The sequence below is a fragment of the Paenimyroides marinum genome, assembly GCF_900108395.1.
In the GTDB taxonomy this organism is placed as follows: domain Bacteria; phylum Bacteroidota; class Bacteroidia; order Flavobacteriales; family Flavobacteriaceae; genus Flavobacterium; species Flavobacterium marinum.
Genome location: NZ_FNXE01000014.1, coordinates 22,797 through 37,728 on the forward strand (window position 1 = coordinate 22,797; position 14,932 = coordinate 37,728).

A 14,932-nucleotide genomic window follows, 5' to 3' on the forward strand; every position below is an offset into this window, starting at 1 on the left:
CTTTCAATATTTTACACATAAGAAATATTTTATAAAAAAATTATAAAAAAAATATTGACGTATAAAAAAATTCCTATCTTTGTAGAGAATTAATAATTAACTTTTATAATTAAAAAATGAAAAAATTAGCATTATCATTAGTATTAGTTGCTTCTGTTGCTTTCGTATCTTGTAAAGATACTAACAAAGAAGCTGAAGTTGAAGCAACAGCAAACGAAGCTATCGAAAACGTAGAAGAAACTGCAACTGAAGCTACAGAAGCTATCGAAGAAACTGCAACTGAAGCTACAGAAGCTGTTGAAGCTACTGCAACTGAAGCTACAGAAGCTGTTGAAGAAACTCCTGCTAACTAATTCTTAATGATTAGAAAAAGAATGAGCCTCGCAAAGCGGGGCTTTTTTTATTTGAATAAAATAAATGAATTTAAAAAAGGCTGTTTCATAATTTGAAACAGCCTTTTTTAATTGATATTTAATTTTAGTTAACCGTTGTTGGGTTTAACGGAATAGCCAAATCTTGTTTGATAAATTCGCCACCAATCATTGGTATAAACATTTTGTTTAGTTTATGACCTTCTGTTTTGTTATGCAACACACCGCGTGTTGTATTCATTGTAAACATTGCCAATTCTTGCAATAAACCTTTGGGTAACACCAACTGCTCCCCTTTAACAAAGAACTGCCAACCTGCCGGTTCAAATTCAAACTCACAAGACACTGCAATTTCCATTACATCTACCTTGTCTAATAAAAATTTAAATTTTGCAATAGTTTTCACAAAACGTTTTTCATTGTTTACTCCGAACTGAAAATCGAAGTTTAAATCTAACGTTCCGTTTTCTTGTTCTACTTCATTCAACTTAAAATCTTCTGTTGTAATATTAATTAATCTAAAATTAATATTTACCGGTTGATCATTCATATTATTTATTTACTATTTAATTATTCATATTTATTAATTGTTCTAAATAACAACGGTCGTTTGATAAACGGGGTATTTTATTTTGTCCGCCTAATTTATCTTTTTTTTCTAGCCATAAATGAAAAAGGTTGGGTTTGGCAACATTTAAAACCAATTCATTCAATGTCATACTATTATACCTTTTTGCCTCGTAATCAGAATTTAAAGACTGAATATTCTCATCTAACTTTTTTGTAAAAGCCTTTAGATCTTTTGGATTCTCTTTAAATTCAATCATCCACTCATGTGCCCCTTTATCAGAATCTGTCATAAAAATAGGAGCTACGGTATATTCAACAATCGCCACATTAAACTCTTGAGCTGTTTTTGCAAGAGCAGTATCGGTATTTTCGATCATTAGCTCTTCGCCAAAAACATTTATGTGATGCTTTGTTCTGCCTGTAATTTTAATTCGATACGGATTTACCGATGTAAACCTAACGGTATCACCAATTAAATAGCGCCATAAACCTGCATTTGTGGTAATAACAACAGCATAGCTTTTATTCATTTGAACATCGGCTAAAGATACTGTTTTTTGGTTAGATGTTCCAAAAGTATCCATAGGAATAAATTCATAAAAAATGCCATAATCTAACATCAGCAACATATCGTCGGCATTATTGCGGTCCTGAATGGCAAAAAAACCTTCGGAAGCATTGTAATTTTCATAAAAACGGAAGTTATCTTTTGGAAACAATTTCTTATACTGATCGCGATAAGGTTCAAAGCTTATTCCGCCATGAAAATAAACTTCGGCATTAGGCCAAAGTTCCAGCAAATTATCTTTTGAAGTATCTTGTAACACATTATTCAGCAAAACAAGTAACCACGAAGGTACTCCTAACAAACTGGTTACATTTTCGTTTTTTGTTTCTTTAACAATGGCTTTCATTTTCTCTGTCCATTCGTTCATTAACGAAACCTTGTTACTTGGTGTAGAGCTTAATTCTGCCCAAAAAGGTAAATTATCAATTAAAATCGCCGATAAATCGCCAAAAATGGTATTATTATCTTCATATAATTGCTTACTGCCCCCTAACCGAAGGCTTTTTCCTGTAAAAAGCTGCGAATCTTCATTGTTGTTTAAATACAAACACAACATGTCTTTCCCCGCTTTGTAATGGCAATTTTCTAACGCATCATTGCTTACCGGAATAAATTTACTTTTGGCATTGGTAGTTCCGCTTGATTTTGCAAAATATCTTATAGGTTCTGCCCAAAAAATATTATTCTCGCCTCGCCTCGTGCGTTCAATTAACGGCTCAATATCTTCGTAAACAGAAACTGGCACACGTTCGGCAAACTGCTGATAAGTTAATATGGAAGAAAAATCATACTCCTTCCCTATTTCGGTAAACTTTGCCCGCTGAATTAAATTTAACAGCAATTCATTCTGTACCTCGTGCGGATATTTAATAAACAATTCTATCTGATGAATCCTCTTTTTTAGAATCCACGAAACAATAGAGTTAATAATTGATAAAGCCATTTTTTTTTAATTGTGCTATAATGCAAAGTGTGCTTTTTACTTTGTATTTTTACAATTCATTCAAAAATAAAAAAAATCTGATGCAATACGAAGGAGTTTTAAATAAAATGCATACCGAATTGTTAAATCCTATACAATATTATTTGGTTTTTGATCAGGCATTTATTCATTTAAACCAGGTAATCAAAAAAAACATAGAAATTCAACATATTGGCTATCAATGTTTAAACTGTAAAAAAGAAAAGAAAATTTTTAGACAAGGCTTTTGTTATGATTGTTTTATGAAAAGTCCGGCTGCGGGCGACTGGATTATGCGTCCTGAATTAAGCACTGCACATTTAGGCATTGCCGATCGCGATTTGGTTTATGAACAAAAAGTTCAGCTGCAACCACATATTGTATATTTGGCCGTTGCAAGCGATTTGAAAATTGGTGTTACACGTAAAACGCAGGTACCAACCCGCTGGATTGATCAAGGTGCATCGTTTGCCATTGCAGTAAGCGAAGTACCTAACAGATATTTGGCAGGCGTTACAGAAGTTGCTTTAAAAAAGCATTATACCGATAAAACCAACTGGCGTAAAATGTTACAAAATCAAATTTTAGATGTTGATTTAAATGCAGCAGTAAAAGAAGTTGAACCGCTTTTACCTGCAGAAATTATTCCTTATTATCAACAAACAAACCACGAAATTTTTCAATTAAATTATCCTGTTGAGAAATATCCCACCACTTTAAACAGCTTGAATTTAGAGAAAAATCCTACTTTTTCAGGAAAGCTTATTGGTATTAAAGGTCAGTATTTATTATTTGAAAACGGAACTGTTTTTAATGTTCGAAGCTACGAAGGGTATAAAGTTCATTTGAATATTTTATAATTTTTCAGTATATTTAAATAATCTAAAAATTTAATGTTATGGGAATTGTAAAAGTAATTGAAGTTATTGCGCATTCTGAAATCAGTTTTGACGATGCCGTTAAACAAGCCGTTTCCGAAGCTTCTAAAACCGTTAGAAACATTGATTCGGTTTATGTTAAAGACATGAAATGCCATGTAAAAGACGGTCAAATAACTACTTACGGAGTTATTTGTAAAGTATCTTTTAGGGTGGATTAGTTTAGATCATAAAAACTGTAAAGCTTTACACAAAAAAGGGCTATCTCAAAAAGATAGCTTCTTTTTCATATCCTAATAATTTTCTGCTATTTCTATTTTTGTGCCGTCTTCTCTTGTGATAGATGCTGAAATAGAAGTAATTTTAATATTTTCATCTTCTATCTTTTTAATCTCTTTGAAATCTTTAAAAATAGTATTTACCGTTTCGTAATCTTTTTCAAGCAGTTTGCTATCTCCTTTATTTGAAACAGTTACATATTTATGATTTTTTCTGGACTTTTCCTGTTCCTGTTTTAATTTCTCGATTTCTCTTTTACGGCGCTCAACATTTTTTTGAATTTCATCTTTTTTTGAGGTTAATTCTTTTCGGCGTTGTTCTGATTTTTTTAATAAATCTTCTCTTTTAGCTAAAAGTTCTTGGCGTTGTTTTTCGATTTCTTTTTTACGTTGAACAATTTGTTCTTTCTGTTTATCGATTGATTCTTGTTTTTCTTTAACGGCTAATTCTCTTACTTTTAAAGCAGTTTTTTTGTGTTGTAAAGAGTTTTTTTTACTCTTTTTTGTGGTAATTATAACTACTCCATCTTTGTCTTTAGCTCCATATTTTTCAATTGCTTTTTGATCTTTTAGAACATCAATCCGTTCAATATCAACTGGTTTAATCTTACCAAAATCTTCAGGTTTCATTTCTTTACCATCAACAATGTAAATTATATTTTTGTTAGACACACTTCCTATCCCTTTAAGGGTTACATAAGTAACTTCATCATTTTTTTTCTGTATTTGTGCTTTTTTTACCACAAAAAGAGAATCTTTTTTCTTATTTTCAGCATCAATGTGTTGTTTTAATTCTTCTAACGTAGCGTTTTTACCATTAATTTTAATACTTCCTTCTTTATTAAAATCAAAGCCTCTTGTAGCTTTTAAATTGTTCTCATCTGCAATTTTAAATGAAAACATACGGCTACCAGAATTATCATCATCTTTAGTTGATAAATTTACAATAGTACCTTTATCTGGATTACTTGCATCTATATAAACAGATTGAATTAAAGAAGTATTAAAATTTTTCAATTCATTTTTGTTCAACAAAGCTCCGTTCACTACTATGGGAAATTTTGAAGCAATTTTATCAAACGTTTTTCTATCGTTTTTTAATATTTCTAAATCTTTTTCAACACTTTCTAAAAGCATAAAAAAGTCTTTTTCCTTTTCTGATAATTGATTTTGATTGAAGTTCTCATTTTTTATTTGCTTTTTTGTTTTAATAAGTACAATAGTATCAGCATTTGGATCATATTTTTTTATTGTCTTTTCGTCTTTATGAACGTTGATAGTAAAAATTTCATCAGGCATTAATCTGCGAACTTCTGTTTCAGAACTTTGTTTGCCGTCAATCAGAAAAATGGTCTTTTGGTTTTTACTTACTTTTTCAATCCAGCTTTTGTCTTTCCATTCTTCTTTGGTAATGACAAAATCAGGGTCTTTTTCATTATCTACCGTTAAATAATATTTGGCTTTTTCTGAATATTCTTCTACACTGAAAGGTTTTGAATCATTCAAATGAACAACAATCATAAATGGGTCGATATTTTTATCCGATGATACAGAAGTAGATATTTTAAGGTCTTTATTTCGAATCAAATAATTCAAAGCAACAATGTTGTTGTTTTTATATTTTATCTCATTGATAACAAAATCAATATCAAACTCATCTTTAAGCTTTTTGGTCAGTTTTTCGAAATCTTTTTTGGTAAAGTTTTCTTTTACGATAAATGAAGTTTCCTCTTCTGATATTTCCTGCACTTCAATGGTTTTAATTTGTGCAACTGTTTCTATTTGAAACAAAACAAAAAAAGTTACCAAAACCGGTGCGGCTACTAAAAATTTTAATTTTTTCATATTTTTTGATTTTTGAGTGTTTAATTGAATAATTCGTTTTTTTAAATCGCTGGTATTAAAAGCGTTTATGTATTTTAAGGTGTAATTGCAATGTTCGTTTAAAAGACTTTTTTGGTATAAAACGGGGTCATACAGGGCTATCATTTTTTCATCAACAATAAATTCTAAATTCGTATTGATGTCTTTCTGAAGTTTTTTTACCAATGGGTTGAACCAGAAAACAGCCGAAACTAATTCAATAAAAATCAAGTCAAAAGTGTGTTTTTGGTTAAGATGGATTTTTTCGTGTGCTAAAATCATTTCTAAATCAGCAGCAGAAAGTTTGTTTTCAGGAACAACAATCCATTGATAAAAAGAGTAAATATTTTGTTGATGATCTGCTACTTTAATTTGCGAATTGTTTAAAACGGGCAACTTTTTAATGCTGATGTACAGTTTTATTATTTGATAAAGCGATTTCACCACACAGCAAATACTAATTGCCAACAAAGCGTATAAAACCACCGATTGCCAGGTTATTGTTTCCCAAAAAGCAGGTTCAGGTTGTAGTGCCATTGTTTCTGGTAAAATAGTGTTTTCCCAATCTGCATCATTGAAAACAGCTGTTTGTTCAATGATCACCGTTTTTGTGTAAGTGATCAACGGAAGAACAAATGAAAGCAAAAGCGAACTGATAAAATACCACCGAATAGAATTGTAAAAAGTTTCTTTTCGTAAAAACAAACGATAAAAAAGCCAGAATACAACTAACAGGGCATTTACTTTTAAAAGGTATAAAACAATTAAATTCATAAGCTATTTTTTATTGCTTTCGATAATTTTTATTAATTCTTCTATTTCGGCGTTGGTTAATTTTTCTTCTTTTACAAAGTAATTCACCAAATTTGAAACCGAATTGCCAAAATATTTCTTTATAGAATCGGTTACAAAAACACTGCGATACGCTTCTAAATCAATAACGGGATAATACTGATGCGATTTTCCGTAACTTTTATGTGCTACAAACCCTTTTTCTTCTAATAACCGAACAATGGTTGAAAGTGTGTTGTAATGCGGTTTTGGTTCTGGCATTTCTTCTAAAATATCATTTACAAACGCTTTTTTTAACTGCCAGATTACCTGCATTATTTCTTCTTCTTTATTTGTTAGTTTTTCCATGACTTTTGTTTTTACAGTACAAATGTAAACTAAAAAATTAGTTATACAACTAAAAAAATAGTTTTTTAACTAAAAATACCGTTTAAATACCTAACGTTAAAAATCGTACTTTTGTTATAAAAGCTTTTAGTATGGGAAAAAATTCCGATTTAGATATAGATTATTTTAATGTCAGTCCGTTTAAATCAGTCATATCTTTTCACAAGGTAATTGACGCTTTGAAAGAAATTGCTAAGGAAAACGACGCTCCTTATCGGGCAATTTATGCACAATTACTGTTGAAAGAAGTAGCCAAAATCCCTGAATTATATACTGGTATTACGCACAAAAAAACCATCTATGAAAATTTAAATTTAATTCACAATCTACTGGCAGATTTGTTTCCAACGGCTTTAACGTATAATGAAATTAAGGCAGTAAGTTTACCTTTTCAAAACTTCAATTTCAATTTTACCAAGCGTTTTCAACAAATCATAAACGATGCGGGAGAAGAATTTGAAATTAACATTCGTGATTTTACAAACGATCAATATTATATTTTTAGTTGCTGCTTAATTTTAAACACGCATTACGGAGAAAAATTTGATTTGAGCCGTCCACTTTTTTATGATATTCCTGATAAAAACGGAATTATCCGTCATTACAGAATTATTTACAACGGCGATTTTTGTGAACTGATTCCCACAAAAGATGCTTTGAAAATTACGCAAGACGACATCAAATTATTAAAAAACAGCTTTGACAACATTGATATATGGAAACAGAAATTTCCGCAGCACAGCTGGATTTTAAAAGGATTCGGAATCCTAACGCTATTTGAAGTTACTATGGAAAACAGTATCTCAAATATTAAAACAAATCTTTTAAAAGCCGGTCAGGAACAATTAAGCGTTTCAACAGCTCAAAGTATTTTCCGCTCCTTTTTTAAATTAAACGATATTGATTTCGGTATTTTTTTCTTACATGATGAATCAAGAGATTTTATAGAACTTCCTGCCAGAGTTGATCTAAAAAGTGTTTTTGATATAATGGACAAAAAGGTTTCAAAAGATGTTTTTAATGCAGCTAAAAAATTTTTTAAGGCAATAAAATCTATTAAGGGATATTATTGCGTGACAGATATTGTAGAATTGTACAAAAATAAAGAATGGACTCCTTACCTGGATTATTTACAAAAACAAGGTGTTCGCAGCTTTATACTGGCTCCTGTTAATAAAACCGATGGTTTTCATGCATATATTGAATTGTATAGTCCCGTGCCTTACGCATTGCACACCATTAACGCAAATAAATTAAATGACGTGATGCCTTTATTGCGCGATACGTTTGAACGCTATCACAACGACATTAAAAACGAGTTAGATGCGATTATTCAGCGCGAATATACCACCATACACCCAAGTGTTAACTGGAAATTTGAAGAGCAGGCAAAGAATTTTTACTTTGCAAAAACACACAATACCGCAACGGTTTTAAAAGAAATTGAATTTGAAAACATTTTTCCGTTATATGGTGAAACAGATATTCAATCGTCAACAAAATTTAGAAACAAAGCAACCCTTGCCGATTTAAACAAGCAGTTAAAAGAAATTTTAAGCGTATTGGAATACATCAAACCCCACGAGGAAACTTTTCTTTTTCAGCAACGCATCAATGAAATCGGATATTTTCAAAAGCAGTTAAAAACACAACAATTTATTGCCGAAGCTCAAATTCACAGATACATAACAGATACGATCCATCCGTTATTTAAACAGCTAAGCGATAGATCAGAATATAAAAAACGCATTCAAAAGTATTGGGAACAGTTAGATGAAAAACATCAGTTTTTCTGGAATCAGCGTAAAAAGTACGATTTAGCCATACAAACAATTAACAAAAATCTGACTGAAATTTTAGATTATGAACAAATTGCACTTCAAAAAGTGTATCCGCATTATTTTGAACGTTTTAGAACCGATGGCGTGGAACATAATTTGTTTATTGGCAGCAGTATTACGCCTACACAAATCTACGATTCTATGTATTTATACAACTTGCGTTTATGGCAAATGCAGGTAATGTGCAAAATGGTTATGTTACACGAACAAACAAAACCAAACTTAGCTTTTAACATGGATTTAACCAGCTTGATCATAGTTTTTAGCGATCCTATTGCTATTAAATTTAGAATGGACGAAAAACGTTTTGATGTTGAAAACAATGACGATATCCGTTACGAACTAATGAAAAAACGATTGGCAAAAGCCATGGTAAAAGATCGCCAGGAACGTTTAGTGCAGCCACACAAACTTACCATTGTTTATTTAAATGAAAACGATAAAACCGATTATTTAAATTACATTCATTTTTTACAGTATAAAGGATATTTTTTAGATGAAATAGAATTTTTAGAGGTTGAAAACTTACAAGACATAGCCGATTTGCAAGCGATTCGTTTAACCATTAATTCAAATTTTAATACAGACGATTTCACTATTTATTCTTATACCGATTTTATTAATTATGTAACTACAACCGAATAAAAGCCAGACAAAATGCAGAAACCGATACGATAATTCCTATCATGAAAACAGTATAAGAAATGCTCAGCATTTTATATTTTTTATTCAGTACCAAACCTAAATAATATAAATCTTTAATTAAGGTATCATATAAATAAGCACGGTCTTTCATTAAATCGTTCATTGCATCATTAAACTCTTGCAAATGCAGCTGATGAAAGTTACCAAAAAACAAGATATTCGCTTTGCGTGTTTCTATGTCGTTTTTAATATTGGGATTCGTACTTACTTTAGGTTTTGTTGCCAAAATGGTATAAACAATCGTTATTACACTAAAAATCAGCAATAAAAAAGTAGGTATAATTAAATGGGCATTATTTGGATTGTCTAATTTTGGAATAATTGCCGTTAATGAAATAGAGATAATTATTGAATTTACAGACAATAAAATATTGGCTTTGCTATCGGCAATGGCACTTAATTGCGTATGATTGTTTAATGTAACCCGAAACAGCGTATCAATGCCTCGCTCAGGACGTTCCAATTTTTCAAGCTTTTTTTCTTTTATCTGTTTATTTTTCCCCTTTTTGTCAGATTGTTGTTTTTTTAAATTTTCTCCAATGGTGAAAATGGTTTGTTCTTTTTTAGGTTGCCAGTTCTTTTTGGCATAATCGGTAAAATAATAATGTTGTTTTGTTAAAACATTTAAATTTTGCTTGCACCATTCAATATCTGTCATTTTCTTGTTAGAAACGGTTTCCAACTCTTCTTTCAGTAAACCGCAAAGATCGCCGTAATTTTCCAATGTAAAATGATAAAAATCTGCATCCTTTATACACATTTCCAATAAATTCTGGGGCAAATAATTGCATTTTGTTGCTAAAATTAAATGGCAAACAGCATCAATAGAGACATCGTTAAAATCGTTCTCCTTTATAAAATCTTTAAATATCTCACAACTTTTTTCTTCGTGATTCTCAGCTCCGTAAATGTATCCCGAATCGTGAAACCAGGCGGAAAGTTTTAAATGCACAGCATCTTGACCGGTAATGTTTTCTCCTTCAATTAATTCGTTTACAGCATTCGCCACCCGTAAAGAATGTAAATAATCATGATAAATATATTCAGAAGATAGTTTATCTTTGAATAGGTTAAAAATATAAGCTTCGGCTTTTAGTAAAAGTTCCATAAATGACTCTTTTGATACGTTAAAATTATGAAATTTAACTTACATACCGCAAAAATTGTACTTTTTGCTCTTATTATTTTATTGTTAAACGCCTGTGCTTCTTTTCATGAACAAATAGGCGACAATTTCTCTCATAATATGATTACTAACGTAAAAAAAGAGAATTTATTACATGAAATTATTGTGGTGGGTGATGCAGGTAATGCCAACGAAGAAAAAGGTCAGCAGTTATTACAAACCGTAAAAGCATATTTGCAGCAAAACAGCAATGATAAAACGTTGCTTTTTATAGGTGATAATATTTATCCTTTGGGAATGCCTTTAGCAGATGATAAAAACCGGTCTTTAGCAGAAGAAAAGCTAAATGCCCAGATTAATTTAGCCGCAGATGTTCATGGAAAAACCATTTTTTTAGCCGGAAATCACGATTGGTATCACGGCTTGGAGGGGTTAACCGAACAAAAAAATTACGTTGAAAGTAAATTAGGAAAAAAGTCATTTTTGCCAAAAAAATACGACGCGATTGACAGCTATGAAGTAAACGATCAACTAACAATTATTACTGTTGACAGTGAATGGTTCATTCAAAATTGGGATAAATATCCTAATATTAATGAAGAAAGTGTGGTTAAAACCCGTGAAGATTTTTTTGAAGAATTCAGAAGTCTGATCAATAAAAATCAAAATAAAGTTACTGTGGTGGCCATTCATCATCCAATGATTACAAATGGTTCACATGGCGGGTATTTTTCTTTTCGCAACCACATTTTTCCGTATAAAAACATTCCGTTACCCGTATTGGGTACCATTGCTAATTATTTGCGAAAAACATCAGGTGCAAGTCCGGCAGATATACAATATACTTATTACCGAATGTTAGTGGATCGTTTAACCACTTTAACTAAAAATCAGGAACAAGTAGTTTTTGTTTCAGGTCACGAACACAATTTACAATATATAGAACACAACGGCATTAAACAGTTAATCAGCGGTGCAGGCTCTAAAACCGAAGAAGCACGCAGCGTACAGCCAACCAGTTATTCTATTGGAAGTTTAGGATTTGTTACTTTAAAAATTTATGACGACAATAATGTGGATATTGCATTTCATAAAATGACCAATGAAGGCAATGAGGTTGTTTTTCAAAAAACAATTATGTCACCGGACGATTATGATAAAAAATTTCCGGCAATCACGCAAAACGTCACACAGGCATCGGTTTATCCGTTAAAAGCCACTCAGAAATCAAAAACCTACAAGTTTCTTTTTGGTCAGCATTACCGCAGTATTTATGGCACAAATGTTAATGCACCGGTGGCTGACCTGGATAACTTATACGGCGGATTGAAACCAATTATTTCGGGGGGCGGAAATCAATCACTTTCTTTAAGATTAGAAGATAAAGACGGAAAACAATACGTAATGCGCGGATTGCGAAAAAGCTCTAAACAGTTTTTACAATCTGCCATTTTCAAAAACACTTATATCGAAGATAAATTAGAAGATACTTATGTACTTGATTTTATCGATGATTATTACACCACATCTCATCCATTTACGCCTTTCATTATCGGAAAATTATCTGATGCGGTTAATTTATATCACACAAATCCCAAAATGTTTTATGTTCCTAAACAAGATGCTTTGGGAAAATATAATGAAACGTACGGCAACGAATTATATATGATCGAAGAACGTTTACATAAATCTCAAGCCAAAACAGCTTCTTTAGGAAACGGATCCGATATCATCAGCACACAAGACCTGCTTTCCAATTTAGAAAAAGACGAAAAATATAAGGTGGATGAAAAAATGTATTTGCGCGCACGTATTTTTGATTTTGTCATTGGCGATTGGGATCGTCATGCCGACCAATGGCGCTGGGTAGAGAAAAAAGTAGGTAACGAGATCGTGTTTCAACCCATTCCAAGAGATCGCGATCAGGCTTTTGCAAAAATCGACGGAGAATTATTGCATTTGCTGAATAAGTTAAACCCGTTGCGACACATGCAAACGTTTAAGGAAAATTACGGAAAACCCCGCTGGATTACCAAATCGGCTTTTCCTTTAGATAAAGTTTTTCTGCAAAATACGTCTTTAGAAGACTGGCAAAACACAGCACAGGAAATTGTAGATCATTTAACAGACGAGGTGATTAATGACGCTTTTAATGATCTGCCAGAAGAAATCAAAGATCAATACACCAACGATATTATTACCGTTTTAAAAGAACGCAGGTCTAAATTAGTTGCGTTTTCCGCAAAATATTATAAAGAACTTTTTAAATATGGAATCGTTGTTGGTACCAATAAAAAAGATCGTTTTGTAGTAAATACTTCTAAAGATAAAATAACGGTAGATTATTTCCGGATTAAAAAATCGGGCGATGAATTCATTCAAACTTATACGTATTTCCCAAAAACCACAAAAGAACTTTGGATTTACGGTTTAGATGATGACGATGAGATACAAGTTGTGGGTGAAAAATCGCCTATTCATTTAAAGTTAATCGGTGGTAGAAATAACGATATTTACAATATATCCGGAAAAACACCAACAAAAGTTTTTGATTATTATTCAAAACCCATTACCATTGAAAGCAAAAAGAATACTCGTTTAATTTTGCGCGATCAGTATAATTTAAACCAATACGACTACCGCAAAGCACCATTGAATATATTAACCATTTTACCCGATGCCGGTTATAACCGTGACAATGGTGTAATGTTGGGATTGAACGGGATTTACACCATAAAAAAATTCAATCAAAATCCGTACTCGCAAAAGCACCAGTTACGGGTAAAATACAATTTTGCAACTTCGGGTATTTTTACATCCTATAACGGTAGTTTTAAAGATTATTCAAACACCGGTTTTTGGGTTGTTGAAGCTTTGGCTACATCTTCAAACTTTACCCGAAATTATTTTGGTCTGCATAACTCTGCTGTTTATAACAATAAATTCTTTAAGGATAATTATTACAGAGTAAGGACTTCTCAGTTAGAATTTAAGCCTTCGTACGAATGGAAAGGCAGAAACGGAAGTTCTTTTTTAATTGGAGCGACTTATGAATCTACAAAAATTGAAAAAACAAATGGTCGTTTAATTGATGAAGAGCTTTTAACGCATTTGTTTGATACTTACACGCGCAAGCATTTTTTAGGTGCCCGTTTAAAATATCAGTTTGAAAATTATGACAATATTCAAGAGCCAACTGTTGGTTTAGGTTTTATGACCTTATTTGGTACGCGTTATTATATGGACGATTTTAGCAAATCGCATCAATATTTAAATACAAAACTAAATTTTGTGGTGCCTGTCAGCAACAATAAAAAGCTTACCTGGTCGTCAACTTATCTGTTTGAGAAGATATTTGGAGATGATTATCATTTTTATCAGGCAGCATCTATTGGTTCAAATAATGGATTACGAGGCTACCGTCAACAACGTTTTATTGGTCATGCTGCTTTTGTTACCAGTCAGGACCTTCGTTATAAAATGAAACATATCACTAATGGGGTCATTCCGCTAAGTTATGGTATTTATGCTGGGTACGATACCGGAAGGATTTGGAATAAATATACCGTTAGTAATACATGGTATCACAGTTATGGCGGTGGTTTATGGTTAAACGCTTTAGATTCTTTTACGGCGCATACCGGCATTTTTACAAGTAAAGAAAACAGTTTGGTAAGTTTTGGTATTGGGTTTACATTTTAATGCAAACCCAATGTATAAACTTTTCCGCCATTAGCGCCTTTTTCTTTTTCGTCTGCAATCAGCAGTGTTTCATCGTCTAAAAAAGTTAGGGCTTCTTTTTGTGAATTATGATGTAACGCAACAGACTTTATATTTGCTTGTGTAAACGAAGTTTCGTTTTTAAAATCAATCAGAAAAACGTTGTCATGTGTGCTTAAAGCAATTTTAGTTTCAGCTTTATTCATGGCAGCACCTGTAACAGCACATTTTTTATAATTTTCACAAGTTTTTAAAGTAGCTATTTTTTTTGCAATAAAACTTCCTTGTCTATTAGGAATTTTATAAACGTAAAAAGTACCGTCAAAACCTTTTGACCTGTTCTTTGTAAATAAATAAAAGTAATTAGCAGTTGTAACAAAAGCTTCACAATCATATAACAAATTACTTTTTTTAGGCGGAAAATCTTTTTGATCTTCATAAGTAAACGTTGTTATTTGCGAAACTTCTGTTACAGACTCGTTTAGTTTTGTACCGTCTATTTTTAAAATTCGCAAATCTTGTCGTTTATTATCGTTATTGCCAAAGTTACCAATATATAAATTACCGTTTTTATCTTGCGATAAATCTTCCCAATCGGTATTTTCCTGATTGATGATTTTCAATGTTTGAACAAATGTTCCTTTGGTAGTGTAAGCATATAGTTCTGCCGGATTTCCTTTGTCTTGTAACATCCAGAGTTTGTCAGTGGGTTCGTGAAACACCATGCCCGAAACCTCTTTATGTGTTTTGTCTAAAGCAAACGTTTCTTTAAAATCAACTACTTGCGATTTGGTTTGACAAGCCGTTAATGTTGCTAAAAATAACATAAAAGAAGCTTTTTTCATCTGTAAGAATTTTAATTAAAGGTACAA

11 protein-coding genes are annotated in these 14,932 nt (G+C 31.8%); 5 read left to right on the forward strand and 6 right to left on the reverse strand.

Annotation, left to right across the window (positions count from 1 at the left end; translation table 11 throughout):
* Positions 1-116: 116 nt before the first annotated feature.
* A complete protein-coding gene (locus tag BLW20_RS06230) occupies positions 117-353 on the forward strand; it encodes a hypothetical protein (protein WP_091097589.1) in 237 nt (78 codons plus the stop codon).
* A 124-nt stretch (positions 354-477) separates the two neighbouring features.
* On the opposite strand, the gene BLW20_RS06235 is transcribed toward BLW20_RS06230, so the two are convergent.
* Together BLW20_RS06235 and BLW20_RS06240 are read right to left on the reverse strand one after the other, a co-directional pair.
* Positions 478-921, reverse strand: a complete 444-nt coding sequence (locus tag BLW20_RS06235) for a hypothetical protein (RefSeq protein ID WP_091097592.1) — start codon at positions 919-921, stop codon at positions 478-480.
* A 16-nt stretch (positions 922-937) separates the two neighbouring features.
* Entirely contained in the window at positions 938-2,452 is a 1,515-nt protein-coding gene (locus BLW20_RS06240) for a GH3 auxin-responsive promoter family protein (protein ID WP_091097595.1), read from the reverse strand.
* A gap of 80 nt (positions 2,453-2,532) precedes the next feature.
* Between BLW20_RS06240 and BLW20_RS06245 the strand changes: the two genes are divergently transcribed.
* Positions 2,533-3,330, forward strand: a complete 798-nt coding sequence (locus BLW20_RS06245) for a DUF2797 domain-containing protein (RefSeq protein ID WP_091097723.1) — start codon at positions 2,533-2,535, stop codon at positions 3,328-3,330.
* Between the two features lie 38 nt (positions 3,331-3,368).
* Positions 3,369-3,569, forward strand: coding sequence for a dodecin family protein (locus BLW20_RS06250; RefSeq protein ID WP_091097598.1), 201 nt, complete (start codon positions 3,369-3,371; stop codon positions 3,567-3,569).
* A 72-nt stretch (positions 3,570-3,641) separates the two neighbouring features.
* Here the strand turns inward: BLW20_RS06250 and BLW20_RS06255 are convergent, their stop codons facing one another.
* Both BLW20_RS06255 and BLW20_RS06260 read right to left on the reverse strand, forming a co-directional pair.
* Positions 3,642-6,263, reverse strand: a complete 2,622-nt coding sequence (locus BLW20_RS06255; RefSeq protein WP_091097602.1) for a M56 family metallopeptidase — start codon at positions 6,261-6,263, stop codon at positions 3,642-3,644.
* A 3-nt stretch (positions 6,264-6,266) separates the two neighbouring features.
* The gene (locus BLW20_RS06260; RefSeq protein ID WP_091097605.1) at positions 6,267-6,629 is read right to left on the reverse strand and encodes a BlaI/MecI/CopY family transcriptional regulator; all 363 of its coding nucleotides are present in this window, start codon (positions 6,627-6,629) and stop codon (positions 6,267-6,269) included.
* Positions 6,630-6,760: 131 nt separating this feature from the next.
* Here BLW20_RS06260 and BLW20_RS06265 point away from each other — a divergent pair, with 131 nt between their 5' ends.
* A complete protein-coding gene (locus BLW20_RS06265) occupies positions 6,761-9,154 on the forward strand; it encodes a hypothetical protein (protein WP_091097608.1) in 2,394 nt (797 codons plus the stop codon).
* Here BLW20_RS06265 and BLW20_RS06270 read toward each other — a convergent pair.
* Positions 9,141-10,322 (reverse strand): Pycsar system effector family protein, encoded by a 1,182-nt coding sequence (locus BLW20_RS06270; RefSeq protein ID WP_091097611.1) that lies wholly within the window; start codon positions 10,320-10,322, stop codon positions 9,141-9,143. The genes BLW20_RS06265 and BLW20_RS06270 overlap by 14 nt on opposite strands.
* Positions 10,323-10,349: 27 nt before the next feature.
* Here BLW20_RS06270 and BLW20_RS06275 point away from each other — a divergent pair, with 27 nt between their 5' ends.
* Positions 10,350-14,042, forward strand: a complete 3,693-nt coding sequence (locus tag BLW20_RS06275) for a metallophosphoesterase (protein ID WP_091097615.1) — start codon at positions 10,350-10,352, stop codon at positions 14,040-14,042.
* Here the strand turns inward: BLW20_RS06275 and BLW20_RS06280 are convergent.
* Positions 14,039-14,905: an SdiA-regulated/phytase-like domain-containing protein gene (locus tag BLW20_RS06280; protein WP_091097617.1), complete on the reverse strand. Its 867-nt coding sequence runs from the start codon at positions 14,903-14,905 to the stop codon at positions 14,039-14,041. The genes BLW20_RS06275 and BLW20_RS06280 overlap by 4 nt on opposite strands.
* Positions 14,906-14,932 lie beyond the last annotated feature (27 nt).

Excerpts from the sequence above, each read along its gene's own strand:
- BLW20_RS06270 (WP_091097611.1), bottom strand. The coding sequence starts at position 10,322 with ATGGAACTTTTACTAAAAGCCGAAGCTTATATTTTTAACCTATTCAAA.
- BLW20_RS06245 (WP_091097723.1), top strand. The coding sequence starts at position 2,533 with ATGCAATACGAAGGAGTTTTAAATAAAATGCATACCGAATTGTTAAAT.
- BLW20_RS06260 (WP_091097605.1), bottom strand. The coding sequence starts at position 6,629 with ATGGAAAAACTAACAAATAAAGAAGAAGAAATAATGCAGGTAATCTGG.
- BLW20_RS06250 (WP_091097598.1), top strand. The coding sequence starts at position 3,369 with ATGGGAATTGTAAAAGTAATTGAAGTTATTGCGCATTCTGAAATCAGT.
- BLW20_RS06255 (WP_091097602.1), bottom strand. The coding sequence starts at position 6,263 with ATGAATTTAATTGTTTTATACCTTTTAAAAGTAAATGCCCTGTTAGTT.
- BLW20_RS06235 (WP_091097592.1), bottom strand. The coding sequence starts at position 921 with ATGAATGATCAACCGGTAAATATTAATTTTAGATTAATTAATATTACA.
- BLW20_RS06265 (WP_091097608.1), top strand. The coding sequence starts at position 6,761 with ATGGGAAAAAATTCCGATTTAGATATAGATTATTTTAATGTCAGTCCG.
- BLW20_RS06275 (WP_091097615.1), top strand. The coding sequence starts at position 10,350 with ATGAAATTTAACTTACATACCGCAAAAATTGTACTTTTTGCTCTTATT.
- BLW20_RS06230 (WP_091097589.1), top strand. The coding sequence starts at position 117 with ATGAAAAAATTAGCATTATCATTAGTATTAGTTGCTTCTGTTGCTTTC.
- BLW20_RS06280 (WP_091097617.1), bottom strand. The coding sequence starts at position 14,905 with ATGAAAAAAGCTTCTTTTATGTTATTTTTAGCAACATTAACGGCTTGT.
- BLW20_RS06240 (WP_091097595.1), bottom strand. The coding sequence starts at position 2,452 with ATGGCTTTATCAATTATTAACTCTATTGTTTCGTGGATTCTAAAAAAG.